Consider the following 26,982-nt stretch of genomic DNA (forward strand, 5'->3'; position numbering starts at 1 on the left):
TACAATCTATAAAAATTTAACACTTAGCGCACTTATAAAATTATAATGTGTCTACTCATTTCTATCCTAAAACGCAAAAAAGCACTTGTTGCCTTTAATTGACAATCAAGCGCTTTAAGTTCATATGTTTTTAAGTAGCATTAAATTTGTAAGTTTTGTAATAACAGTATGACACCTATTGTATTTCATGACAACTACTATGTTAAAACTTACGAGTTTGTACGAGTTCGTTAGTTTTATGTCCATTCCATGTCTTTATATTCGTCGCACAGTAAAATGTCATCTCGCCTAAGCTCGTACTTCTTTTTCTATTCTATCATTGCACACAGTACTCTATGATGGTACAACCATCATGGAGTATGTATTTTCAAACAGCCTATTATTTTTTCTGTCTTTTATTTAGTTAAATAGGATTATTCGGAAATTCACTATAATACTTATCGATTAACGCTTTATAATTTTCATCATTTGGTACTTCGCCTAAGTATTTATTTTTCCAAATAATCATTTGGTCACTAAAACTATATTCCGTATCAAACCAATTTGTATAATCATAATGTAACTTAAATTTCCCACTACTCTCTAGGGAAATTGTAAAAGAATACCAAAGTTCCTGCTCATTATCTTTAAAAACCTTTCTAAGTTCCTTACTCAATTTATATAAAACATCTTCTTTTCTCTCAAATTCATTTTCATCAATTTGATATTTGAAAGGAATTTCTACACTATATTTATATTGCTTATTTTCAAGTGTATTATAAAAAAAGTAAGTTCCTCCCCCATTTTCTGATATTTGAGCATAAAAATAAAATTTATTCCAATCTTCTGGAATCATTTCATTAACTGTTTCAGCTATCTCTCTATATAATCTATTCATTTCCTTTTCCATACTCAACCTCCTGCTCTATTTTCAATGGTTTTCTTAAATATTCCTTTACCTTCAATTTCATAAACTACTTTATATGAATCTGGTCTTAATGAAGTCCCAACAAAAACTGGCTTAATTTTTACAGATACTTTTTTTGGTGGAATCTCTTTCAGAGCGTTTGCCCACTCAGTCTCCATCTTGTACCATTCTCCACCAGAGCGATTAATTTGCCTATTCTGAGCAAGCAAATTATCAATATCTCCCGAACCACGAAACTGAGTTCCTATCAAGTGTCCACCATCATCATCAACCAATCTATATTCTCGACCTGCTGCCACTTGCATTCCCGGGTTTCGCGTTCCTTTTTGAAGTATTAACTCTTCCGCATTTACATCTACTATTCTACCAAGTTCATCTGTTGTATACTTATAATTCTCCTCAGTAATATAACGTACGTTTGGTGCAAGTTCTTTCCTTCCATTCTTCCCTTTAATGATGTGTTCCCCAAAATTTTCTCCTGTTATTTCAGTTATCTCACTACTCTTACCCGTACCCTTAACAACCTTACTCTCCATATACTGATAAGCCTCTTTCAGAGAATACTGTCCTCCTCCTGAGACATTTCCTACTCCAGCCATGGCGAAGCCTTTTCCCTCGCCTGGGATCCATTTGTACTCCATTAATGTTTTTACTGCGTGCTGGATCTTTTCATTCCCCTGCAAGAAGGTTGTTTTTACGGTTGTGGCACCTTTGTTCCATAGGCTTCCGATTTTGTCGGCAAATCCTTTTGCTGTCGAGGCTACAAAGTTTACACCCTCTTTTACTTTGTGGCTGGCTGTTTTTATGCCATCGACAGCTGCTTTTTAGTACCTATTTTTCACTTTTTATAATCTCAAGCTAATATTAACTTTATCTTTATTATATATCATTTTTATACTGAGACGAAAAAAGCACTTGTTGCCTTTAATTGACAAACAAGCGCTTTAAGTTCATATGTTTTTAAGTAGCATAAATTTGTAAATCCTGCAGTAAAAGTATGAAACCTTTTGTATGTCATAAAAACTACTACGTTAAAACTTACGAGTTTGTACGAGTTCATTAGTTTCATATACATTCCATGTATTTATATTTATCGCCATATAAAATGTCATCTCGTCTAAGCTCGTACTTCTTTTTCTATTCTATCATTGCACATAGTACTCCATAACATGTTTTAAATTAATTACAGCAATACTTTGTCACTCCTGTATGCAAATGCTATTATACAAATAGATGCTAAAACTTTCATGAGTTATTAATTCAGTTTAAATATATCTATTACTATAAATTTTTTAAAGTTTATTATTTTTCACTTCCTCAAACCACTCATCAGCAATATGGCTAGCTGTTTTAACTTCATCATTCGTATATACTAAATCATACTTATATTGAGCTTTAAACTTGCCACTATGAACATCATATATCAATTTCATCTCAGTTGGCATGTCACGCTCATATTCTTTGCATAATTCTTCAATTTTCTCAATATCTTCACATATAATGCGTAATACCATAGACTGTCTTTTAGTAGAAACATCATATCTTTCGTCTTCATCTTCCAATGCATCATTTACTTTATGACGTTCTACATACTTATTGTTAATGCAATAAAAGAAACTTCCCGAAATAATTCCTTCCTCACGCGAAGCATAAACGTACACCTTATCCGCCCTATCTTCAACATATTCCATACATATAGATATCATATCTGCTTGCAATTCACTAAATTTATCTTCAAATTCTTTCATACTACTTTTTCACTCCTTAAATCAATTTTTAATAACTCTGAAGTCCGCCTTACCATCAATCGAGTAATTAACTATAAATTCCTTTTGACGCATATCATTGCCATGATAAATTATTTCAACATCAACTGTTACTTCTTTAGGGGGTTTTTCTTTCAAAGCTGCAGCCCATTCATTTTCAATTTTCTTATACTGCTTCATATTAACATCAGATAATTGCGAAACTAAATTGTCAATTTTAGGTGATCCTCCAAATCTATCACCAGCCAAATGCCCTGCATGATCTTGCCCTTTTACTTTTCCTAGTGTATTTTTGCTATGTGATAATCTCTTCTCTCTCAGTTAATTGTAACTTATCTGTTTCAAATTTTTCAATTCTTCCAAGATTATCTGTTTCATAAAAGTAATCATACTCTCCCGTTTTATATCTAACATTAGGCTTTAATCTATTTTTTCTTCCATTTGTAAAATGTTTACCTTTGTCCACAAATGTTTTAACTTCACTTACAGTACTGCCGCCTTTACCCGTACCCTTATAGTTGTTATCTCACGCTAATTTTTAATTAGGGATTTTTTCAATACACTTAACAAAAGAGACCTCAAATATGAGGTCTCTTTTGTTAAGTCTTCTTCATCTATAACTTCCTCTTTACTTATTCAATATCAGACAATCTCCCTTATTGAAATATAATAAAATCTTAATAAAAACGCGTTCTTCAAAAAGTTCTTTTTCTGCCCTTCGAATCTAGTAAAATGGCTATAAGATATTACAAATTTAAGCTACGCTTAACTTGCACTAATAAATCCATTAATCCATTTCTTTCTGGATTTTTTTTCACTTCTTTTTTTACATGTTCTTCCAAATAATTATAAAAAGTTTCAAAGTCCAAATACACTTGTTGTTCAGACTCAACAGCTGGAGAATCTAATTCAACCAAAACATGCTTATCATCTAAAGGTATAGGTAGCTGTGACATATCAAATTCATCTAAATCCGACTGAAAATGAACAAATACTATTTCTTGTCCAAACCCCTCTTTTTTTACAAAAAAACTCAAAGCTCTTTCCAAGTACTTACCGTTTATAAAGTTAAAATATATTGACATTAATTCATCGTTTTTCTCTTTATCTTCAATAAATTCAAAATTACTATTCATTTTATCCTCCTATAAACATTGTATCTTATAATATCAGTCTAGAATTGGGAAAAAGTTAGTTATCTCTCCAGTATCATTTAAATAACCTCTGAACTTCAATCCATTTGAAGCAGTACCTTCAACAAGCCTACCATTTATTATTCCCTTTTGCATTGCTTCTTTTCCCCACTGATATATCTTATCATCACTAATCATTGCTGGATCGTATATTGTTTTAGGCTCCTTAATATTTTTATATGAAACAGGTTCTGCAATATTTCCAACCATATCTTTTCTAGGTATTTTGTATTCTATCTCATAAATCCCTTCAATTGAAGAATGTGATTTTTTAGATATAATTAAGTCTTCTACATCAACACCCTAATTTTTTAAATCATTGTAAAATTCATCCATGTTATGTCCACCACTAACTCCTTTCTTAGTGCTTATATTCTCAACATTTTTCAAATGATTTTTAGCATTATCTCCAAATTTAAAGTTATTAGCTCCAACCGTACCCTTAACAACCTTACTCTCCATATACTGATAAGCCTCTTTCAGAGAATACTGTCCTCCTCCTGAGACCTTTCCTACTCCAGCTATGGCGAAGCCTTTTCCCTCGCCTGGGATCCATTTGTATTCCAGTAATGTTTTTACTGCGTGCTGGATCTTTTCATTCCCCTGCAAGAAAGTTGTTTTTACGATTGTGGCGCCTTTGTTCCATAGATTTCCGATTTTGTCGGCAAATCCTTTTGCTATGGAGTCTACAAAGTTTACACCTTCTTTTACTTTGTGGCTGGCTGTTTTTATGCCATCGACAGCTGCTTTTTAGTAGATACTTTTTATTTTCTCAATCTAACAAAATATTAACTTTTTTATTATATCTTATTTCTATACTAAGACGAAAAAAGCACTTGTTGCCTATCATAGACAATCAAGTGCTTTAAGTTCATATGTTTTTAAGTAGCGTAAATTTGTAAGTTTTGTAGTAACAGTATGACACCTTTTGTACATCATGACAAATACTATATTAAAACTTACGAGTTTGTACGAGTTCGTTAGTTTAATATACATTCCATGTGTTTATATTTATCGCCCGGTAAAATGTCATCTCGCCTAAGCTCGTACTTTATTTTCTATTCTATCATTGCACATAACACTCTATGATGGTACAACCATCATGAAGTATGTACTTTTTAACAGCCTATTTTAAATTGCAACGTCTTGATAACCTACTTCAGTTACTTTTTCATTTAGCAAACGAATCCCTAGCCCATTTTCTGTATCCCATGTACAATTAAATGTAATTCCAATATCCCGACCGTCAAAAATACCTGCATAGGGAACAACAATCCCATCTAAACTTATCATTTCTAATATTTCATTAGTTGTTTCAACTAATGGATATTTTTCATTTACTTCAATATCATAACCTAGTTCCTGACGCTCTTGTTTGTAATAGTCTAATATTGATTGCAAAAAGCTTTGTTGTAATTGTTCCCAATTTTGCATGAGTGAAGTATATGCTACATATTGTTCTTCATCAAACTTACCATCCTCATCACCTTTTACTATTAGTGCTATCTCGACTTCATTTCCCAAAAAGTTAATGCTAGTATCCTTAGACCACACAAAATCATATTCAAGCTCACCAAAAATCGCATCATTTATTTTCATCTTACTTCTCCTTTTTATTTTTTAGCAAATCCTCCTGGCTCAAACGCCCCTGCGTTTATCTCACCTACTCCACCAAGATGCCCAAATCTTTTATTTATCTCTGTCGGTACAAGTTGCATTATTTTCACATCATTTACTTCATGCCATGTTAATTGATTTTTTGTTCGATATTTGTCTATGTCTTTCGCGGTAATCCCACCAGGTTCCATTCCAAATTGGCGAGCTAGTTCAACTGAGTCATTTAGCTTATCTGCTAACTTTTGGTCTGCTTGAGCAAAATTGTATGTCCTAGCCTTTGTACCATAATTTCCTTTTCCTCCAAGCATATAGTCAATTTCAATTTGAGCCTTTGATACTGGTGAAAAATCAGGAACTCCGTTTTTATATTGAATACCTTTAATGCCAGCTTCATCTAATATACGTTTCAATTTAGGGTCTGGTGGTGGTTTAAGCGTACTTAAAGATTCTCCTCTGATTCCTTCAAATTCAACCTTCGAATTAATTGGTGAAGGTGTCTGATTATACCTTGCTTCATAAGAACTAGCAAAATCAGTTTGTCTAAAAGCAGGTGGAACTTCAGCCTCTCTATTACCCGTACCCTTAACAACCTTACTCTCCATATACTGATAAGCCTCTTTCAGAGAATACTGTCCTCCTCCTGAGACATTTCCTACTCCAGCCATGGCGAAGCCTTTTCCCTCGCCTGGGATCCATTTGTACTCCATTAATGTTTTTACTGCGTGCTGGATCTTTTCATTCCCCTGCAAGAAGGTTGTTTTTACGGTTGTGGCACCTTTGTTCCATAGGCTTCCGATTTTGTCGGCAAATCCTTTTGCTGTCGAGGCTACAAAGTTTACACCCTCTTTTACTTTGTGGCTGGCTGTTTTTATGCCATCGACAGCTGCTTTTCCAGCTTTTCCAGCCACCATTGTTACGCCTTCGCCTAGTTTTTTTCCTGCTTTTACAATCGTCTTCCCAAAGCTAGAAGCGACATACTTTATTCCTTTTCCAGCAAGACTTGCCACTTTTCCAACAGGAACAAAGTTTAGGAGTGTCCAACCTGCGGCGATGAGTCTTTCTTTTGTTGATAATTCTTTTCCTGTAATAGGGTCTTTACCGGTAACTGCACGAATTGCATCATTTACTCCGATGAATTCAGCTGCTCCTTCTATTCCCTTTTCCCACCATGATTTTTCATGTTTCTTTTCTTTTTGATGGGCTTCTTTCAATTTTTCATTTTGTTTCTTTTGATATTCTTCATCAGCTTGACGAAACTTTTGAGCGATACGCCGTAATTCTTTTTCTGTAACTTGTAAGTTACGTATGTAAGATTCCATGAGTCTCATTGATCTCATATATTCCCCATAAAAATGTTGACTCGTTGCTCCTTGCCATTGCATTTGAATACTAAACATAGATTGATTGAGATTTTGTTGTATGGTCTGGCTGTGTGTTTGCATCTCTGATATGTTTTTGGCAATTTGTTCGAGTTGTTCAGGTTTGACCTTAATTTCCAAACCTTCTCCCACCTTCCTCTATTTTATACCAAAAAGAAATAGAACTGCATCAATTTTTACTTATTCCCTTTAGAAAAAATATCAAAGATACTGTTATCACAAATCGCTTCAATTTCTTCCTTTACAAATAATTTTTGAAATTTTGTTCCTGGGTTTAATATTACATTTGCCTCTAAATCTATCGTCTTTAATAATTCAACTGCTTTCATAGACACATACGGACATTCTTCTGGAATAACCATTTCTAAATGTTTCAAATCAGAATACAGTGGTAACATTAATCCTTCTTCCATTTCAAAATAATGAATTTGCAATTGTGTATTTTCAGTTGAAATCAAATTTCCTTCTTCATCTACAGTTGTATCGCCCTCTACCGAAGCAACAACGTACAAATTTGATTTCTGTAATATCTCATAAAAACGAACTCTTTTTTCTTCATTCTGTAAAGCCTCCACTAACGCCTCATCTAATGGACAAATTTCTAGTAAACTCATTGAATTTCACTCCTTATGCGAAATAATTTCGCCATCTTACTCAAAGTAAGATGGCGAATATTAAATCTAATTATTTTTTAACGTTCATAGATTTAATTGTTTCTACATTCTTTTTTGCTTGTTTCGTTATTTCTCCATTAATAGCATTTGCATATTTATCACGACTTAAAAATTCAAAACATTTATATGCATTATTCGTATCAGTTGCGGACATATATCCTGCACCTTTATTCAACATTTTTAGAGCTACCGTATTCATCCATTCTTTTGCATCTGCTTCTGGATATCCTAGTTCCATAGAGTGGTAAGTTAATTCAATTGCTGAAGCTAAATCTTCAATCGTATCTTTATTACCGCTTACCTTTGCAGCTTCAAATGTACTCAAATACTCAATTGCCGCTTTTACTCCATCTTTAATTCCTAATTCTTCGATACCTGGTGTTTTATATAAAATTTGATAATTGTTTAACGCTGATTTATATTGCGTTTTTTCTAACTGTTTTGCTTCTTTAATTACAAGACCAGCAACATTAGAAAATCCTGTTTTGTCAACAACACCGCGTGAAGCTGCTTGACCATAATAATGTAAAGCATTATAAAGGCTTGTTTGTCCTTCTTTATTTGCTTCATCACCTGCTAATTGCACAAGCTGAATTCCCTCCATTTTTTTTGATGCATTATCAATCATATTCATACCACTAATTTGGCCAATCGTTTTATCAATATCTTTTAACTGTGCAAGTAATGTGTATGATGGTAATAATGTTTTACCTACTTCACTTTGCCATCCTGTCGTTCCATTTATTTTATTCCATTCATTTTCTGTATCTATCCATAATTTATTCGCATAATTAACCATTTCTTCTCTTGAACGTTCCAATGGGTGCTTTGTACGAATTGCATTTGCAATATTTAATACCGCTGTATAATATTCTCCATTATTTGCAGCATCATTTGCTTTTCTTTCAAACATTAGCGGCATTAATAATTTATGAGATTCATCTTGAACAGATTTTTCTACTCTTGCCGTATTTGCTAATAAATTCGCTTTATTTATAGCATCTTCCACTTTGAAATTAGAATCTTTAATTTGTCCACGAAGTCCCTCTACAGCCGCACTAAATTGCTGTTCTAATTTTTCTTTTTGTTCTCCTGTTGCACCGTCAATATACTTATTTGCTAATAGTAAAGCATTTTCATATTGTGGATTCGCTGGATTTAAATAGGTTTCTATTTGATCGATTTCTTGACTAAATGGTTCAGATTTCACTTGTGCTTTTTGAGTACTTGAATCAATATTACTTGTTTTCTCGTTATTTTTGGCACCTTCAGTTTTTGCATCTTTTTGGTTTTTCTCAGTTGTTGTACTTGTTGCCTCATTTTCACTTACCTTTTCTTTTGTAACTGCATTTGCTTCATTACTTTCAGTATCTTCTTTTACTTGGCTTGCATTTTTTTTCGTTTCAGTTGTAGACTGCACTACTGATGTTTGGATATTAAGTTTCTGTAATTCTTCTTGCAATAGCTTGTTGAAAATATCTCCTACATCTTGATTCGCTTTTTCTACTAATGCAGGATTTACACTTTCAAATACTGATGTAACTAAATAAAATTTACTTAATGCTTGTTCTAAAGATGCCACATCCCCTGTATTTAGCCACTCTCTTTTTTCTTTTGTTGCTGTTTGATAAACTTTTTCTGCTACAGATTTAATATAATTCTTCTTATTTTCACTTAAATATCTTTGTAGCTCTTCTTGAGTGGTAACCGATTCATTCAGTACGTTCATTTGATTACGTAAATAGAATAGCGCTCTCTCATTTGAATATTCACCACTTGTAAGAATTTGTTCTACATTATCTAATGCTAACTTATGTTCAGCTATTGATTTTGATTTTGATGGTGTATTCAATTGGCTAACGAGCGTCCAGTCTTCTTTTTTACTATAGTAGTTCGTTAAATTATTTAATGCATTTTCATCCAGTTCTTTTTGACTCGTATAAAAATCATTAAAGAAAACAGATGAGTAGTATTTTCCATTTCCAGCGTACCACTCAACTAAAATATCTCCCGTTTTTGGTGATACTGTAATTGTTGGGTGTGTTGGTTTTGGTTCTGGATCTGGCTTTGGTTTTGTGTCTGTATCTGGTTTTGTGTCTGTATCTGGTTTTGTACCTGTGTCTGGTTTTGTACCTGTATCCGGTTTTGTACCTGTGTCTGGTTTTGTGTCTGTATCTGGTTTTGTACCTGTGTCTGATTTTGTGTCTGTATCTGGTTTTGTACCTGCGTCTGGTTTTGTACCCGTATCTGGTTTTATACCTGCGTCTGGTTTTGTACCTGTATCTGGTTTTTGTCCGTCTCCTTCTTGTACAGTTGGTTGCGGTTTATTATCATTCGCTTTTCCCGGTTCTGCCACAGGTCCCCCCATATTAGATGGCAAATCTAACTTTTGTGGAGTTGGTGCATCCGATAATTTAATTTGTGGATCTTTCTTTTCCACCGATACTTCATCTGGTTTATATGTTACTGGCGTAATTGGTGATTTATTATTCCCAATTAAGTCTGCTAAATTAATAGTTGGTTTTTCGCCGGGTTTTTCATCTTTTTTTGCAGGATCAGCGACTAAATTTGGGAACATAGACTGTAAATCGCCCCCTGTAATACGATCATCTTTTTTCTCTTCTGTATTACTTGCTAGTTTTACTGGTTCTTTTCCTGCTGTCTTAAAGCCTTTGTCATACACAAGGTATCCTGATGTTCCTAGTAATGCTACCGACATTACTGATATAGCGACTTTTTTCCCTAAGTTATTATTGTTTTCCTCCATGTCCTTTTCCCCTTTTCCTATCTTTATTGAATCCAACCGTTTGTTTTCATTTCTGTTAGCTTTTCTTGCGCGGCTTTTACTTCAGATTCATTTTCATTTGCTTGCACTGTTTTTCTTAAGAAACGACTTGCTTCCTCGTATTTTTTCTGTTTAATTTTAAACATCCCGAATGCAAAATTCACATGCGGATTTTCATCGTTTTGTGCGTATGCTTCTGTGAAAAGCTTCTCTGCTTCATTCCCTTGTCCCACTTTATCGTATAAAATCCCTATATTTACAAGCGTATTTATGTCGCGTGTTCCACTGCTGACAACTCTATTGTAAGCTTCTAACGCTTGCTGATATGCAGCAGTACTCTTTGCGCCATCTCGCGTTTCATAAAATTGACCCGCTTCGTAATACACAATTCCAAGTTGATTTAACAACTCAATATTTTTCATATCTTTTTGAATCGCTACTTGTAAAATGTGAGATGCTTGTTGATAATTCATTTCTTTCTTCGCACTATCAATTAAATTTGTTTTATTCCAAAGCACATATAAATTTGAAAGTTCAATTGTATATATCGGATTCTTTGAATCTTGCATAATAGCTTCTTTAAAGAAAGATTCTGCTTTGTCTAACTGTACAGTTGCGGTTGATAGTTGACCTTTTAAATACGAAACAATTGCCTTATCCTCATTTGTTTTCGTACTCATTTTGACAATAACATCTTCTGCCTTTTCAAATTCCTTCATTTTCATATGACTTACAGCTAAATCTCGCATTGCATCTTTTTTGTATGGTTCAATTCCTTTTGCATTATTCGCTAGCGCTTGTTCAAAATTTTGCACTGCTTCTTGATATTTTCCAATGCGGAAATTTGCTGAGGCTAATAGATAAGCAGCTTCATTATTTTCTTTATCTATTTCTCTATCTTTTATTAGTTTTGTAATATAATCGATTGCAATTTTATTTTTTCCTTCAGCAACGTAAATCGTTGCTAATTGGAGATAAGCCTCATCCTTACCCTTCACAGCAATTGCCTGTCCAACAGCTTCTTCTGCTTTTGTATATTTTTTATCATCATAAGCTTGTCGTGCTTGTTCCATAAACTTTTGATATTTCGCGTTTGTTGTATAGAAATAAAATAACGTTGAACCACCTATTACAACAACTGCAGTTGAGCCAATAATCAAAATTCGCTTCTTATTCTTTTTCCACCATGTAGAAAAAGCCGATGGTTCACTTTGTTCATGCGCTATTGTAAGTGGTTGATTCGATGCTTTTGCATTTAAAATCTCATCATCTATATCATATTCCACTTGTTTTTTTGTTTGTTTTCGGCTTTGTAGAATGCTATTTGGCACTGTAATTGTAGCTGCTACTTCTTGCTGCGACTGTGTTCCTTGCTCTTCTTCTATCTCTTTAATAATGCTTTCAATTTCCTGTTTTAACGCCTGATCAATGTTTGGAAATTGTACGATTCGTGAATAGACGAAACAAGCAAACGCTGCATTGTTTTCTCGTTCCAATTCAGTAGCTAATTCCAAATAATGTTGTAGGACCATTTTATTATTTATTTCAGGCTCTTGACTCTCCATAGTTTGAATGATATATGCGAGTTCTTTTTGCAGAGCTGTTGATGGATTGAGTGAATTGAAAATTATTTTATATTCATATAATGCCGCTTGTTTAAATCCTCTCTCTTCTAATAATCTTGCAATTTCCAAACATTTTGATACAAAAAGAGAGTGTTCTTCTGCTGACTGCCTTTCCGCATCAATTTTTATTCTTTCCCTCGCGCTATTAAATACATCGTACCACTGTGCAAAGCTTGGGCATTCTGCGAAAGAATTACTACTCCATGCCTGCTTAAATAATTTTGCAATTTCCCCGTTCCATTGATTATGTAATACTTGCTGAAGTAACGTATATCTTTCACATTCTGTCTGCATTTCTTCCGTTTTAAAGTAACTTGCATCCGTCCATTTTTTATTTCGAACTTCTTCACTACACCAACTTAATATTTCTCCTATTAAAATAGCACCTGCAAATCGATCGGCTTCTTTTTGCCATACTCCACTTGTCAAATACTTTGGTGCGTAACCCGCTGAACCTGCTGGCAATAATGAAGGTCTTTTCGTTTTTGGGCCATACATTTGCTCAACATCAACAAGTTCGATATTGTGTTGGCCTTCAATTGCATTTTCACTTAAGAAAGGTACAAGTACGTTGCTAGACGATAAATCATTATGAGCAACTTCATTTTCTTCCATCATTTTAAGTGTTGTAAGAAATGCTTCTGCAATAAAGAAACATTGTTCTTTTGATAACATTCGTTGTTCTTGTAAAATATCAGCCCAAGTTGGACCTTCAATCCAAGGCATTACAATACTATTAGCAAGATCTTCTGATTTTTCGATAGCAGATGTATGTTCTTCTTTAGTAACGATATAGCGTGAACATACTTTCAGACCTGCTAAGGAAGAAAGTGGTTTCAGAAATGCTAGTTGATGTTTTTCCTCACGATAGCGTTCCTTAAAAACTTTTAATGCAATTCGTTCTACACCATTTTCCTGTTGTAATTGATAAACGGTTCCTTGCCTTCCCTCTTGGCCATAGGGCATTTCAATACCAATTACAGCTGGGTGTTTCTCAAAACGATAAACATCTTTATTAAGACTAATTTTTTCTCCTACTTCTGGTCGGAATCCCATTTTATCCCCTTACTCTCGTATAACAATTTTTCAAAAAAAGACCAGGAACAATAGCTCCTGGTCTTTTGCAATTGTTCTATTCTTAGTATGCGTTATCTGTGTTACGGAATTTATCAGCGATACGTTTTAAATCTGTTGAAATACCTTCTAAAATTGGAATGTATTGTTGCATTGCTTGTTTAGATTGGATAAATTCTCCACGGAACTTCGCTTGTGTTGCCCCAGCCCATTGTCCTTCTAAACTATTAATATCGCCTTCAAGTCTATTAATTTGACTTTGTGCTTCTCCTGCTGCGTTTTTAAAGTTTCCTGCGATTCTTTCAAGTTCTTCTGGTGTGATTTTAATTTCTGCCATCGTAATAATTTCCCCTTTCAAATCATAAATGATACAACAATTAGATTATAAACTATATTCATACAATTTTTAAAGAGTTAAATTACAAAAATATTCTATTTTCTAGTAATTTAACCCTATTTTAATATTATTTCACTTTTAATTCAGACCATTTCACACTAATTTTCTCTGTCATTGTGCGAAGTAAATGTAATGGTGTATATGCACATTTTATTTTTATTGGCTTTCTACGTATACAATATCCATCCCCACTTAATAATTCTTGATCCATTTCAGTATGTGGCAGTTTCATATTAAAGAAATACACATCGTTATTTTGTGTCGTTCCCAATAAATAACCAATACTTCTCTTTCTAATTTCCGCAAACCATTTTTCATGAGAATAGCTATTTAAACTAGACGTTGTAGCCGCTGTCATAAAGTGAATCCCTTTATTTTTACAGTTTTGGACTATTAGTTCCATTTTATTTTTTGCCTCATAATCAGTAGATAATACAGTTAACATTTGATCAATATCATCAATTGCAATGATTATTCTCTTATATGGAAACTCCACTGTTACGTTTGGATCTATAGAAGGCATTATTGGTTCTCTATTATTTATTAGCTCTAACAATTCATCTAACATTTCTTTTAATTGCATACCCTCTGTAACTTTCTTCTTCACATGAGGTAAATCTCCAAGAGCTAATAAGCCTGTAGGTCTTTCACCAAGGTCTACTAAGTATAGCTCAACCTTTTCAGGAGAGTATTGGTATGTAGTAGTGAATAGAAGTGTTTGTAATACCGATGTTTTTCCACCTTCTATTCTTCCCCCAATAAATATATGACTCATTTCATCTAAAGAAAAGCTTTGTAAGCGAATATCCTCTGTTTCTATACCTGCTGAAATTTGGGCTGTTTCTAATTTTTCAACCATATGCTCTACAAATATTTCTTTAGGTACCATTGGAATAGCTTTTGCTTTTTCACCATCCCATTCTCCATTCATTTTTTGAATAATTGTTTTTAATTGTTGAGAGTACTCAAGTTCACTTTCACCAATAAACGGCAATGCTGCTTGGAATAGTTCCGGCGGTTGCCCTTTCATTAATCCACGACCAACAGGAACTTCAATTAATGGGAATTTAGGTCTGCCTACTAAGTTATGGTATTCTGTTCCATCTTGCAATTCAAATGTAAGTGCCATCGGTATATTATTACGAACACGATCGAACATATCAATTGTTTGATTCAGAGAGAAATAGAAATAAACTCCGTATGTACTTGATTCACGCAATAATAATTCTAATACTTCATTTTCTTTCTCGAATTCATTTTTGAATCTTATATAACCATCTACCATTACTACTATAGCTGGTATTTTCTTTTCCACCATTCGGTTATACATAGAGAATGACTTTGCACCGATATTAGAAAAACTCTCTTTTCTATGCGTGATTTCCTTCTTTAAAAATCCAAATAGACGTTTCATTTTCTCATTTTCGCCTTCTTGTATAATCCCGCCTATATGAGGTAAGTCTCTAAAATCTAAGAACATTCGACCAAAATCAATAACATAGAAATTCACTTCTTCTGGTGTGTGCGATACAGCTAAAGACATAATAATTGTTTGCAACATCGTCGTTTTCCCTGTACCTGGCATACCATAAATATTTAAATGCCCTTCTTGTAAATCTAACTTCAGAGGAAATTGTGCTTGATTTGCAACATCATCAATTAATCCTACTGTTACTTGTAAATATTCTTTCGGTTTATTCCACTCAGCAATTGTCCAATTTTCCATAGCATAAAATTCTTTTAACAATAATTTTTCCGGTAATGGATCCAGCCAAGGTCCTGGTAATGCTTTAATATTTTCTTTTTCTGATACGCTCTGTACATATTGAATAAAAGCTTGTAATTGCTTTGGACTATTTGTCATTGGTTTTGGACGCTTTTTCACTTTTATTCTTTCACCGGAAAGCTTCACTTCTGTAAAGTCAACAATATCAAGAACTTTCTCTTCATCTGGATTATAAGGTGCTCCACTCCATGCAGATTGGAATAATTCCAATACTTCATTGCTACCAACTTGAAGATATCCTCGCCCTGGTACATTGATTTTAGATGCATCTGGAATCTTTAACATTTCACGACTATCCGCATCATCTTGGACACGTAAACAAATTCGAAAACGTGAGTTACTCCAAATCTTGTCATTTACAACCCCTGAAGGTTTTTGAGTTGCTAATAATAAGTGAACTCCTAATGTCCTTCCTATTGCAGCGACACTAATTAGCTCGTCCATAAATTCTGGTTGTTCCTTTTTCATTTGAGCAAACTCATCAATAACAATAAATAAATGTGGTAAAGGTTCTTTTTCACGCCAGCTTGTTTCATAATATTCATCTAGATGCTGAACATTTCCAGCTTGAATGAATAATTTTTGTCTCCGTTCTAGTTCTGCCTTTAATGAAATTCTGGCACGCTCAATTAAGTTCGGGTCCTCTAAGTTCGTAATAGATGCAATAATATGCGGTAATCCCGCAAATGTGTTTGACATCCCACCACCTTTATAATCGATAAGCATAAATGCCATCTCATGAGGGTGATAGGTTGCTGCTAACGCTGCTATTATAGACTGAATTACTTCACTTTTTCCTGATCCTGTTGTACCAGCCATTAGACCGTGTGGACCATGCCCTTTTTTCTCTATTTTATCGTGAATATTTAGAAAAACAGGTTTACTTCCTTCTCTTACCCCAATTGGAACCGGTAATGAAGTCGGATATCGATTTTCTTTCCATCTCTCTAGCACTTGTAGCTCTTCCATATTTTTAGCTTGAAACAAGTCTAAAAATGTTAATACTTTCGGAATATTGGCTGCTGTAGAACTTTTCATTCGAATTGGAGCAATGCTTCGCGCTCCTAGTTCACATCGCTCGAATGAAAGTCGATCCACTTTAAAACTAGCACGCGTTGTTCCACTATTTTCAGTTGAGCTTGAAAACGTTTCTACTAACTCACCATTTTCTCCATTTAAGCTTATTACAAGATCACATTCCATCGGTAAGCGTTCCTTTTGTTCCGCAAAAATAAATGTAGAAGCTCCTACACTTTCACCTTCTCTAAGTAACATTGGAGTTAAAGGATCATCTTCTAAAAATTCTCTCGCTGATAAGAAAAATACATACATCGGAATTAAGGGAACTTTTGCATCTGCTTGCGCAGAAGAATTATAGATTCTACGCATATTAAGTGGGGTAAATAGTACTTCAGCTAGTTTCTGTGCATCTTGTTGATTTTCAGATAAAAAGCGCATACTTCTCTGTTCATCCCATACGTGAGGAAGCCACCTCATCCAATCCCACTGCTTTTTCTCCTTCTCATGATAAAATGCTGCTATTTTCACTTCATTTGGTGCATGATGCGTCATAATTTGCGTCGTTACAATTCGAATAAAGTTTAGTCTATCTTCTTTATTTCCGACTACACCAATTACATCATTTTTTTTCAAAGAAATTGAAATATGGCCATTCGGTATCGTATTGAAATCCCTTTTCACATTTTGTGCTTCTGTAACTAATGGATTTTCTTCGTAACCTTTCTGTTCAGGCACCTTCAATTCTACAAGGAATGGTCTTTCTCCTGTACCAATACGAATATCTAAAAAGTCTGGACTTTCAGGTGTTCTCTCCCACAAATTACTTTCCCTGTTTTCAATTCTTTGTACACTTTTTAATGGGCTTGGATTTTGTGTAATTAAATATTTTGCTTGTTCAACCTTTAACGTATCTAATTCCACTCTATGCTTTTGAATTTGCTCTAAATATCTTGTTTGTAATTGTTCAACCATTTGACGATGTTCTTTCTTTTTACGGAAATGCCCCATCGTTGTAATTATATATGATCCCAACATCGGAATACTTGAAACCATCATTAATGGCATATAACTTGAATTCATCTTCATAAATTTCATCATTACAAAATATAATACCAATGTTAAAACTGTCATCATTGCAGGCAGTAACATTGTTTCAATTGAAAATTTCGGCTCCTCCGGTATATTCGGCGGATCATGAATAATAACATCCCCTGTTGGTATATCTACTTTCACACGCGGAGAGCGTTGAAAATACGGTGATTTTTGCACAAAACATTTCTCCTTCCCCATCCAAAAACTATTACTCAATGATTTTCCATACATAATCTTCTTCACTAGAAGACATATCTTGTTTAACAGGTTCATTATAAACTTCTTCTGCTGGCATCATTTCAAAAGAAGGGATAATTGCTCCTTTTTTATGTAGCATTACATATTGTCCATCCCACACATCATTATCGCGCAACGTTTCATCATTTCGAATAGAATGCCATTCTTCTTTATCTTTTGTCACTCTAATTTCATACATACCGCTCAATGTTTCATCTATTTTTTCATGATGTAAAATTGCTTCAATAATTTGTACCGCTTTTACGTCATTTGGAATTGCAATATCAATTTCTTCATTTGACTGTTTTATGTATGTCACAATAATCTCTTCCACGTTTATTCACCTTTTTTCCATCGTGTTTATTACCAAGAAACATCTAAAAATGAAATATCATCGCTTGTCGGAGAGTTCTGTGCCCTCTCAATTTCTTTTAACACTTCCTCAACGTTATACTGCTTAAGCAGCGTAAGTCCGTCTGAGTGAATAACTATCCGATTCGCTTCTTGTCTAGATAATGCCTTTGAAAAAACCGCCAATTCCCCACCAATAATACCTCGCTGTGTAGACCATCTTTTCTCTATATTTCTCTCAAACTTCATTACATTCGAACAATTCTCTTTATCTTGAAACAATTGTACAAAGGAATCGCCATGTGTAACTATCGTTATTTGTACTTTATCTTGATTTGGAATAAGTTCTATTTTCCCACCAATAAACATAGCTTCACTACCTTGTTTTCGCTTTTCCTCCAAGACATCGCGAAGTAACCACGGTGTTTGTTCTGGCAATCGAAATGCATTCACTTCCTCTGAAGCTTCTTCTATCCAAGTATTTAACTGTTCATTTAATAATGTAGCAATATCCAGTCCACTTCCTTGACATGTATCAAACAAGTTTACTAACTTCATACCAAGAAATTCTGCAGCAATTTCACCATGAAAAGACAGCCCTACACCGTCACATAACGCAAATATGAAACTAGTTCCATTATCTTGAAATGCTAGGAAGTCTTGTCCACCCTCATTTAAATCCTGCGTTTCCTTTGCTCTTACATAGCTATATCGATATGTAAAATGTTTCATTTTCTTTTCTTGCAATACCGTTTCTTTCTTTTGCGAGAGGATATATTTCACCATACTCCCCCCTCCTATCGAACCGGCGTTGCGGCAGACATTTGAAATCCAAGTGATACTAAGTCAGCATTTGTCCCAGGAAACATCATCACAGCACCATCTGCAATATGAAACCCATGTTCCGTCATCATCTCACGATAGCTTTGAGGGATAGGTGATGAAAGTCTTTGCAACTTTGCACCATATTCATCTGTAATCTCTGTATTTGGCATAATCCCTTCCCACTTCTTTATATTAGAAATTTGCTCTTGCATAATTTCATCTGAAATAAAAATATTTTCAATTAGTACGTTTCCATCAGGTACAGACATATTCATAATTCTTCGTACAATTAATTCTGGATCTTCACCAGTTGAAGCCCCATCTGTCATATGACAAACAACAGGGGCTGGTCCATCTTGTAAATTTGGTAATTCCTTTTGCAATAACTTCTCCACTACAGAGAAAGCTTTTGCTGTATCAGTTAAACGATGCGTTTGAATTTTTTCTAATGGGCGCAGTCTTGCTACCTCATCTATTGTTTTCACACCACCCAATAAATCAAAAACATGATCGCTATAGGCTAAAATAGATAACTTATACCTTGGAAGCAGACGACTACCTTTTGTTGAACGAAATACCATTTGGCGAATCGCTAAAGAAAGAGCATCCGTTACAATATCAATTCTTCTTTTTTCTTCTCCGCCTGCATCCATCATTTGGTTCATTGATGCGCTTACATCAAGAAGATAAATTATATAAGCTGGTGTTTGTTGTGTTGCTTGAGTTTGATATAACATGTTTCATACCCTTCCATACATTATTATATGAACTTTTTTTATATTCATATTTCATTATAACTTATGAATTTTCTTTTTCTCAATTCATTATAAAATGTTCTTAATATAATTTACATATTTTCACACAAAAAATATTATTATTCTCTTCCACTTTTATTAAAATGCAAAGTACCCTTCTATACTATAGAAGGGTACTCATGTTATGGTATAAGACGCGTACAATCTCTTGGAAAAGCACTCGCTTCTCTCACATTCGATAATTCTAAAAATTTATATACAACTCTCTCTAATCCAATTCCAAAACCACCGTGCGGGGGACAACCGTATCGAAATGTATTTAAATACGAATGAAATTTATCGGGATGTAATCCTTTTTCTTTAAAAGAAGCTAGTAACATTTCATAATTATGAATTCTCTGTGCCCCTGATGTTATCTCTAAACCTTTATATAGTAAGTCAAACGAATCAGTAATAGTTGGATTCTCGTTATTCGGCATCGTATACATCGGTCTCGCTTCTTTCGGGTAATGTGTAATGAAAACAAACTCACTCTTATATGTTTCCTTCACATATTTCCCTAGTAGCTTTTCACCTTCTGTATCTAAATCCCCAATTGGCGATTCTTTCCGATACTTACTTTTCAAGATTTCTTGTGCTTGTAACAATGTAATTTTCGGTATTTCAGTAATAACAGGTACTTCTATTTGTAATAGTTGTAGTTCTTTTTCACAATTTCTTGCTACTTGTTGAAGCATATATCGTAAAACATCCGTTTCTAATTGCATCACTTCATGAAAATCATGAATAAATCCAAGTTCTACGTCTAACGATATATATTCATTCAAATGACGGGAAGAATTATGATGCTCTGCTCTGTAAACAGGTGCAATTTCAAAAACACGTTCTAGCCCGCCAGCTACCATCATCTGTTTATAAAACTGTGGTGATTGAGCTAAATACGCTTCTTTTTGGAAGTATGGCAACTTAAAAACATTTGCTCCTCCTTCTGCCCCTTGCGAAACAATTTTTGGAGTAAATATACGTGTGAAATCGTTCTCTATAAGGAATTCACTAAAACTCTGGACGAGCGTAGATTTCACTTTAAATATAGCCGCGATTCGCTCATGTCTTAATGATAATACCCGTTCATTCAGTAGTTGATCTAAGCCAACTTGTAACTTCTTTTTATTTATTTCAAATGGAAGTGGTTCTGCCCCATTTAATATTTTCACTTCGTGAGCAAGCACTTCAATCCCTAATTCTGTTTTCGAAGTCTCTACTATTTGGCCTACGACTTGAACAACACTTTCTACATCTACTTTAAATCCAGCTAGCTTGTTTTCTAATACGCATTGCATAACCCCTGATCGATCCCTTATTAATAAAAAACTAACATTACCTAGATGACGAATCTTTTTTACCCATCCTTGAAGTAATACAACTTTCCCGCTTTGCTTTGTACATTCTTTTGTGAGTGAACGCTTCATTATTGGATCCATTACATTTCCCTCCAGTAATTTTATATTTATTTACGTTATTGTTGTTGTCATCGTCATCATCCACGGTCACTCACCTCCTTTCAAAGAATACAAAAATCCGCCCCTATAAATAGGGACGGATTTTTCCGCGGTACCACCCAAATTGTCATAATGACCATCTTAGTCCTGATAACGGTAGGTACCGTTTGCTTTTACTAATTATCACGTTCAAAGCAACACTCACAGGTGTCTTTCCATCATGCGGTATCACAATCTTCTCAGCAACCGATTGCTCTCTGTAGACCTTTGCATCATGTACTTTTCCTGATCATCACTTTTTATATTTACAGAGTATTCTATCTCTTCGGTTTATAAATTGCAAGTAATTTTTAAATATATTTAATTTTTTCACATCCAGTTTTGTACAATCTCCTCTAAAGCCATTCCACGTGAACCTTTCAATAAAACAACATCCTTTTTCCATTTAATTACATATTTTCTGTTTTATTTACGCATATTAATAAAAATTTTATAGTGAGGTGTTTATATGAAAAAAGCGATTAGTTTCTTTCTTCTTTTGTTATGCCTAATTGTAGTGAATGAAACGTACGCATACTCACCAAAATCTTTACCTATCTCTCAAAACTCTGATCAATGGCAAGTGAATATTGCTGAACCGAAAAAAGTAAACAAAAAAAAGCTTCAAGCTAAAAAAGATGAATTCCAAACTTATCAATTTTCAGTAAAAAATGTTGGAAACAGTGAAGTATATAACGTACAAGTCGAAGTATTCCGCAACGAACCAAAAACAAAAACGAAATATGAACTCTTTTCTCTAAAGGAAAGTCGTTTAGCAAGTGGAAAAACTGGATTTGAACATGTTAATTTTCCAGTTGCTACAAAAGCGGATGAAGTTGATGTAATTATTACTTGGCAAGAACACCCTTTCCGCTCCATGAGAAATGGTCAAAAAGTAGAGTCTAGAAAATTTAAAGAGCATTTTGTTTTTAAAGACGAAAAAAACAAATGAAATGCGAATAAATTCACATTATCATTCATATAGCTTACTTTACTAGCACCAGTTCTTAAGCAAATTAAAAAGTCGTGGCTTATACATGCCACGACTTTTTACATTAATTCGTACTAATTCCTCTCGCTGCCCAAATACGATCAATATCCGCAGCATGTTGTCCGCCATATAAAAGAGCATCCGCTTGCTTAATCGCTTTCGCTCCATCACTGAATTTAGAGTTTGGTGTTAACGACCAGTGCGATTGTAAAATAATTTTCGTTGCTACATCACGACCAAATGCTTGTGCCATTTCATATTGGCCTTGTGCCCAAATTTCTCCATCATCATGTACTTCATTCGTAATATCTTTCGGATACACTTTATTATTATCTAATCGGCGTAAGCACGTTGGATCTGAACTAGAATAAGCAGTCGCATCCCATTCTCCAACACATGCTTTTCCGTACCCTGTAGTTGATACTGCATCTTCATACGTAGCACCTAAGAAGTCTCCAAATCCTTCTCCCATCGCTCCGCCTTCTGCCGAACTACCAAAACCAGGAACTTGATTATCTTGAATCGAATGTCCATATTCATGTGCGATAATACCCGCATCTTCTGCATCATCTACTCCGCCAGTACCAAATGTTAAAGCTTTCGTTGTCGGAGAATAAAATGAGTTGTCCGCCGTCGTTCCATTTACATTCACTTTAATAGAGCGATTATTAATATTTTTAAAACCTAGACTTTGAATGTAACGTTGTAAAGTATCGATATGATAATACGACATCACATCTTCAAAGCTATCATTTGCACGTGTATAGTTAAATTGTAAGTTTGTAGATTTCGTTTTTGCTTTTGAAGAAATCGTTACATACTCTCCAATTAAAAATCCTGTCCCATCTAAACCTTTTAACGTAACAGTCTTTAATTGGTTCGTTAATGCTGTTGAATCTGCATCATTGTTATCTTTTAACCCTACTTTACTACCGCTAGATACGACTGGGTTAGGTAAAAATACTTTTCCTGATCCTTCTGCTTTACGGTTTATATCAACCTTTTTAATTAACTTTCCATTTTCTGCATCAACAAATGTTTCCCATGCACCAAATGGATTATTAGAATGGACTACAACTTTATATACTGGACGAGCAATTCCCTCTTCAATAATATATCCAAATTCTTTCTCTGTAGGAGCCCATAAGTTTTGTTCACTTGCTTCTCCAACATACGCCATTGATTTTTGTATTGCATCTTTTTCACTAATTTTTGTCGTAGCTTCCTTCACACCTTTAACAGATTGATAATCAGAAACAGCAAGTACTCCTTTTCCCTCACCGTTAAGAGTAACTGTAATTTGTTTTGAAAATACAGGCGCACCATTCACAACTTGTTGGAACCTAACATATGAAGCTACTGACGTTTCTGTTGTAGAAATATATTGCAAGTCTGAAAGGTCTGCTTTTAATCCATACTGCGCAGCATTTTCTTTTAAATATTCCGTTGCTTTTTTCTGCGGTGAATAAGCTTCTAGCTTTACTTGCTGTTGTTTTTCTAATGCCGAAACTGTAGTAATCGTCCCCATTACTAACGGCACAGTCATTGCCATTGCCACCATTTTTTTATTAAACATAGAACCACTCCCCCTAATAAAGTAGCTCAACCTTATCCCATTACCACTAGGCAATCATTCCCCATAAAATGGGGGGAATAAAAATTGAATCTACGAGTAATTCTCTATGAACAATTCTATTACCTTTCCATTAAGGGGGCGTGAAATTTTCTCAATATTTATGTGTAAAGCGAAAACAATACTTTAGAAAGAAATTTTCTTGAGATCCTATCGAATCGATTATGAAAAAATTAGCCGGATAAATATCTATCATACAAAAAAGGAAGTTGGAATGATTCCAACTTCCTTTTCTTTACTTAGTCGCGCTTAATTTAATACGAACTTTCGTCTCACCTAAAGATAGTTCATCGTCTTCATTCGTTAAATGACCAAATGTAAATTGTTTAACGAGTAAGTTTTCTTCCAACAACTCTTTATGATTCGTTAACATTTGCTGTAGTTCTTCCTCTGTATCAAGAATTACATCTACTCGTAAATTAACAGGTAAATTCAACTGCTTACGATATTCTTGAACGGCGCGAATGAATTCACGTGCTACCCCTTCTTGTAGCAATTCTTCCGTCACATTCGTATCTAACATTACTGTATATTGTCCGTTAGTTGTATTAGAGAATCCAGATTTTGCAACTTTCTCTACTAATACATCTTCAGTCGTTACAACTACTTCTTCTCCTGATGCTGCTTCGTAAACTGCTCTTTCTGTAGAGACAAAGTTTTGTACCTCGTCTTGTGATAATTGTTTTAGCCAGCCATTTACTGCATTCACATTTTTACCGAACTTCGGCCCAGCCGTTTTAAAATTCAGCTTTAATTGATAGGACGTGTATTTCGTTTCATCAAGTTCAACATGGAACGCCTTCACATTTAACTCATCCATAACGATATCACGATAAGATTCCCAATCCATATCATTTTCATTATGCTCAAGTAATACAAGTTCCGCTAACGGCTGTTTTACTTTTAAAGAATGTTGATTACGATTACTTCTTCCAAGTTCAACAACTTGTAAAACTGCATCCATTTCCGCTTCTAATTTCGGCTGAAGTAGCGATTCATTTACAACTGGATAATCCTCTAAATGAACGCTACTTCCAGTTAAATTCAAATGAATATCTTCAGCGACAAACGGTGTAAATGGTGCAATTAATTTACTAATTGTCACAAGCACTTCATGAAGTGTCTCATACGCAGCTGCTTTTTCAGCATTCATACCAGACTCCCAGAAACGATTACGTGAACGTCTTACGTACCAGTTACTTACTTCATCTACAAGCGCCGCGATTTCACGAGCTGCATTCGTAAATTGATAATCATCAAGTGCAGTTCTCACTTTTTTCGTTGTACTATGCAATCTTGATAATACCCATTCATCCAATTTCGTTCGCTTTACGTCATATGTTTCATCTGGATTATACTCATCTAAATTTGCATATAAAACGTAGAAACTATACACATTGACTAATGTATCTACAAACTTAGATTTCGCTTCCAATACTGTTCTTTCAGAAAAACGCTTCGCATTCCACGGAGCACTGTCAACGAGAAGTGCCCATCTTAAAGCATCTGCACCAAACTGATTTACTAAATCAACTGGATCTAGTGCATTCCCTTTACTTTTAGACATTTTCTGTCCTTCTTCATCTAATACATGCCCTAGTGATAACACTCGTTTATAAGGCACTTTTCCTGTATATAGTGCCGATACTGCTAATAAACTATAAAACCAGCCGCGTGTTTGATCAATGCCTTCTGCAATTACATCTGCTGGAAACTGTTCTTCAAATAACTCTTTATTTTCAAATGGATAATGATATTGCGCAAATGGCATGGAACCACTATCAAACCAAACATCAATTACTTCTGGTGTACGATTCATCGCACTTCCGCATTTTTCGCAGTTAACTTGCACTTCATCTACATACGGCTTGTGCAATTCTAAATCTTCAGGTGTTTCTTTCGTACTATGCTTTCTTAAATCAGCAATGCTTTTCGGTGCGAATTGATGATCGCAACTTTCACATTCCCATACGTTTAATGGTGTTCCCCAATATCTATTTCGGCTAATATTCCAGTCCACCATATTTTCTAAAAACTTACCAAAGCGTCCATGTTTCATATGGTCTGGATACCAAGTAACAGAATCGTTATTTTGTAAAAATGTATCCTTAATTGCAGTTGTTCGGATTAACCAACTCTCTCCTGCATAATAAAGAAGTGGTGAATCACAGCGCCAGCAATGCGGGTAGCTATGTTCATACTTTTCTTTATGGTATAGTAATCCTTCCTTCGCTAAATAACGAACGATATCCACGTCACAATCTTTTACAAATTTCCCTTTCAAAAATGGTACTGCTTCTGTATACTCACCTTTCTCATCTACAACATGCAAGAATGACAATCCTGCACTTTGAACGACTCTATAATCGTCCTCCCCATATGCTGGAGCGATATGAACGAGTCCTGTACCACTATCTGCCGTAACAAAATCTGCTGCGATAACGTGGTAGCCATTTGTAACTTCGTTCATTGGAAATGGCGGCATATAAGATGTGCTTACTAATTCTTCACCTTTATGGACAGATAGTACTTCATAGTCTTCTTTTAATACATCTTGTACACGTTCTTTCGCAACAATGTATACATGACCTTCTTGTTTCGCTTTCACGTATTCCATATTTGGATGTACAGCGAGCGCAACATTTGCTGGAAGTGTCCAAGGTGTCGTTGTCCACCCTAGGAAATACTCATTTTCACTATCTGTCACTTTAAACTTAACTGTTGCACTTAAATCTTTTACTGTTTTATACCCTTGCGCAACCTCATGTGAACTTAGTGAAGTTTGACAGCTTGGGCAATATGGTGAAACTCTATGTCCCTTATACAATAAGCCTTTTTCATGAATCGTCCCTAAAATATGCCATACACTTTCGATATATGGATTCTCTAACGTAACGTATGGATCATCCATATCGACCCAATAACCGATGCTTTCAGTGAATTCACGCCACTGCTTCTCATATGTGAATACACTCTCTTTACACTTCTGAATAAAAGGCTCAATTCCATACTCTTCGATTTCATGTTTACCAGAAATACCGAGTTGCTTCTCAACACCTAATTCTACAGGTAAACCGTGTGTATCCCATCCCGCTTTTCTTAACACTTTATAACCAGCCATCGTTTTATATCTTGCTACTACATCTTTAATTGTTCGTCCAAGTGCATGACCTACATGCGGTAGTCCGTTCGCCGTCGGTGGTCCTTCATAAAACACAAAAGATTGTGCGCCTTCTCGATTCTGAATTGATTGCTCGAAAATACTTTGCTCGTTCCACTGCTTACGAATACGTGTTTCTCTCCCTACAGCTGACTCTTTTACATCTACTTTCTTCAT

22 protein-coding genes, 1 pseudogene and 1 other annotated feature are annotated in these 26,982 nt (G+C 34.7%); of the genes and pseudogenes, 1 reads left to right on the plus strand and 22 read right to left on the minus strand.

The genetic code is table 11. The annotated features are described in order from the left end of the window. Positions 1-403: 403 nt before the first annotated feature. The 20 genes and pseudogenes from ACTFRS_RS07585 to aspS all read right to left on the minus strand — a co-directional run bounded on the left by ACTFRS_RS07585 (position 404) and on the right by aspS (position 20,964). Positions 404-889 (minus strand): antitoxin YezG family protein, encoded by a 486-nt coding sequence (locus ACTFRS_RS07585; RefSeq protein ID WP_440023826.1) that lies wholly within the window; start codon positions 887-889, stop codon positions 404-406. A gap of 2 nt (positions 890-891) precedes the next feature. Then, positions 892-1,590, minus strand: a complete 699-nt coding sequence (locus tag ACTFRS_RS07590) for a DNA/RNA non-specific endonuclease (protein WP_440023824.1) — start codon at positions 1,588-1,590, stop codon at positions 892-894. A gap of 609 nt (positions 1,591-2,199) precedes the next feature. Then, positions 2,200-2,655, minus strand: coding sequence for an immunity protein YezG family protein (locus ACTFRS_RS07595; RefSeq protein WP_088063235.1), 456 nt, complete (start codon positions 2,653-2,655; stop codon positions 2,200-2,202). A 21-nt stretch (positions 2,656-2,676) separates the two neighbouring features. Beyond that, positions 2,677-2,994 (minus strand): DNA/RNA non-specific endonuclease, encoded by a 318-nt coding sequence (locus ACTFRS_RS07600; RefSeq protein ID WP_440024598.1) that lies wholly within the window; start codon positions 2,992-2,994, stop codon positions 2,677-2,679. Further along, positions 2,969-3,139: a hypothetical protein gene (locus ACTFRS_RS07605; protein ID WP_440023822.1), complete on the minus strand. Its 171-nt coding sequence runs from the start codon at positions 3,137-3,139 to the stop codon at positions 2,969-2,971. The genes ACTFRS_RS07600 and ACTFRS_RS07605 overlap by 26 nt, the downstream gene beginning before the upstream one ends. A 280-nt stretch (positions 3,140-3,419) precedes the next feature. Continuing rightward, positions 3,420-3,809, minus strand: a complete 390-nt coding sequence (locus tag ACTFRS_RS07610; RefSeq protein WP_440023820.1) for a hypothetical protein — start codon at positions 3,807-3,809, stop codon at positions 3,420-3,422. A 33-nt stretch (positions 3,810-3,842) separates the two neighbouring features. Next, positions 3,843-4,148, minus strand: coding sequence for a CdiA family toxin C-terminal domain-containing protein (locus ACTFRS_RS07615; protein ID WP_440048712.1), 306 nt, complete (start codon positions 4,146-4,148; stop codon positions 3,843-3,845). 21 nt (positions 4,149-4,169) lie between these two features. After that, complete coding sequence (locus ACTFRS_RS07620) at positions 4,170-4,328, minus strand: hypothetical protein (RefSeq protein WP_440048709.1); 159 nt, start codon at positions 4,326-4,328, stop codon at positions 4,170-4,172. Next, positions 4,302-4,616: pseudogene (locus ACTFRS_RS07625) on the minus strand (WXG100 family type VII secretion target); the annotation flags it as partial. The gene ACTFRS_RS07620 and the pseudogene ACTFRS_RS07625, both read right to left, overlap by 27 nt. 381 nt (positions 4,617-4,997) lie before the next feature. Continuing rightward, positions 4,998-5,465 (minus strand): DUF2004 domain-containing protein, encoded by a 468-nt coding sequence (locus tag ACTFRS_RS07630; protein ID WP_440023818.1) that lies wholly within the window; start codon positions 5,463-5,465, stop codon positions 4,998-5,000. Positions 5,466-5,479: 14 nt separating this feature from the next. After that, on the minus strand, positions 5,480-6,982 hold the full coding sequence (locus ACTFRS_RS07635; protein ID WP_440023817.1) for a WXG100 family type VII secretion target: 1,503 nt from the start codon (positions 6,980-6,982) through the stop codon (positions 5,480-5,482). Between the two features lie 56 nt (positions 6,983-7,038). After that, positions 7,039-7,476, minus strand: coding sequence for an SseB family protein (locus ACTFRS_RS07640; protein WP_440023815.1), 438 nt, complete (start codon positions 7,474-7,476; stop codon positions 7,039-7,041). 70 nt (positions 7,477-7,546) lie between these two features. Further along, positions 7,547-10,303: a hypothetical protein gene (locus ACTFRS_RS07645; protein WP_440023814.1), complete on the minus strand. Its 2,757-nt coding sequence runs from the start codon at positions 10,301-10,303 to the stop codon at positions 7,547-7,549. 23 nt (positions 10,304-10,326) lie between these two features. Beyond that, positions 10,327-13,002, minus strand: a complete 2,676-nt coding sequence (locus ACTFRS_RS07650) for a tetratricopeptide repeat protein (protein WP_139867381.1) — start codon at positions 13,000-13,002, stop codon at positions 10,327-10,329. 82 nt (positions 13,003-13,084) lie between these two features. Then, positions 13,085-13,357, minus strand: a complete 273-nt coding sequence (locus ACTFRS_RS07655; RefSeq protein WP_000807831.1) for a WXG100 family type VII secretion target — start codon at positions 13,355-13,357, stop codon at positions 13,085-13,087. A 127-nt stretch (positions 13,358-13,484) separates the two neighbouring features. Beyond that, a complete protein-coding gene (gene essC / locus ACTFRS_RS07660) occupies positions 13,485-17,492 on the minus strand; it encodes a type VII secretion protein EssC (protein ID WP_139867383.1) in 4,008 nt (1,335 codons plus the stop codon). Between the two features lie 31 nt (positions 17,493-17,523). Beyond that, on the minus strand, positions 17,524-17,886 hold the full coding sequence (locus ACTFRS_RS07665) for an EsaB/YukD family protein (RefSeq protein ID WP_000391133.1): 363 nt from the start codon (positions 17,884-17,886) through the stop codon (positions 17,524-17,526). Between the two features lie 29 nt (positions 17,887-17,915). Further along, complete coding sequence (locus ACTFRS_RS07670; RefSeq protein WP_139867385.1) at positions 17,916-18,689, minus strand: hypothetical protein; 774 nt, start codon at positions 18,687-18,689, stop codon at positions 17,916-17,918. A gap of 11 nt (positions 18,690-18,700) precedes the next feature. Next, entirely contained in the window at positions 18,701-19,465 is a 765-nt protein-coding gene (locus ACTFRS_RS07675; protein ID WP_044792564.1) for a vWA domain-containing protein, read from the minus strand. 200 nt (positions 19,466-19,665) lie between these two features. Beyond that, positions 19,666-20,964: an aspartate--tRNA(Asn) ligase gene (gene aspS / locus ACTFRS_RS07680; RefSeq protein WP_139867388.1), complete on the minus strand. Its 1,299-nt coding sequence runs from the start codon at positions 20,962-20,964 to the stop codon at positions 19,666-19,668. A 108-nt stretch (positions 20,965-21,072) separates the two neighbouring features. Further along, positions 21,073-21,284, minus strand: a binding site (T-box leader). A 206-nt stretch (positions 21,285-21,490) separates the two neighbouring features. Here aspS and ACTFRS_RS07685 point away from each other — a divergent pair. Continuing rightward, positions 21,491-21,973, plus strand: a complete 483-nt coding sequence (locus tag ACTFRS_RS07685) for a hypothetical protein (RefSeq protein ID WP_000709327.1) — start codon at positions 21,491-21,493, stop codon at positions 21,971-21,973. A gap of 103 nt (positions 21,974-22,076) precedes the next feature. Here ACTFRS_RS07685 and ACTFRS_RS07690 read toward each other — a convergent pair whose 3' ends face one another. Then, positions 22,077-23,588, minus strand: a complete 1,512-nt coding sequence (locus tag ACTFRS_RS07690; protein ID WP_000482289.1) for a M36 family metallopeptidase — start codon at positions 23,586-23,588, stop codon at positions 22,077-22,079. Between the two features lie 292 nt (positions 23,589-23,880). After that, complete coding sequence (gene ileS / locus ACTFRS_RS07695) at positions 23,881-26,982, minus strand: isoleucine--tRNA ligase (protein ID WP_431085008.1); 3,102 nt, start codon at positions 26,980-26,982, stop codon at positions 23,881-23,883.

Origin of the sequence: Bacillus cereus group sp. MYBK139-1 (assembly GCF_051916915.1) — a bacterium.
Taxonomy (GTDB): domain Bacteria; phylum Bacillota; class Bacilli; order Bacillales; family Bacillaceae_G; genus Bacillus_A; species Bacillus_A pacificus.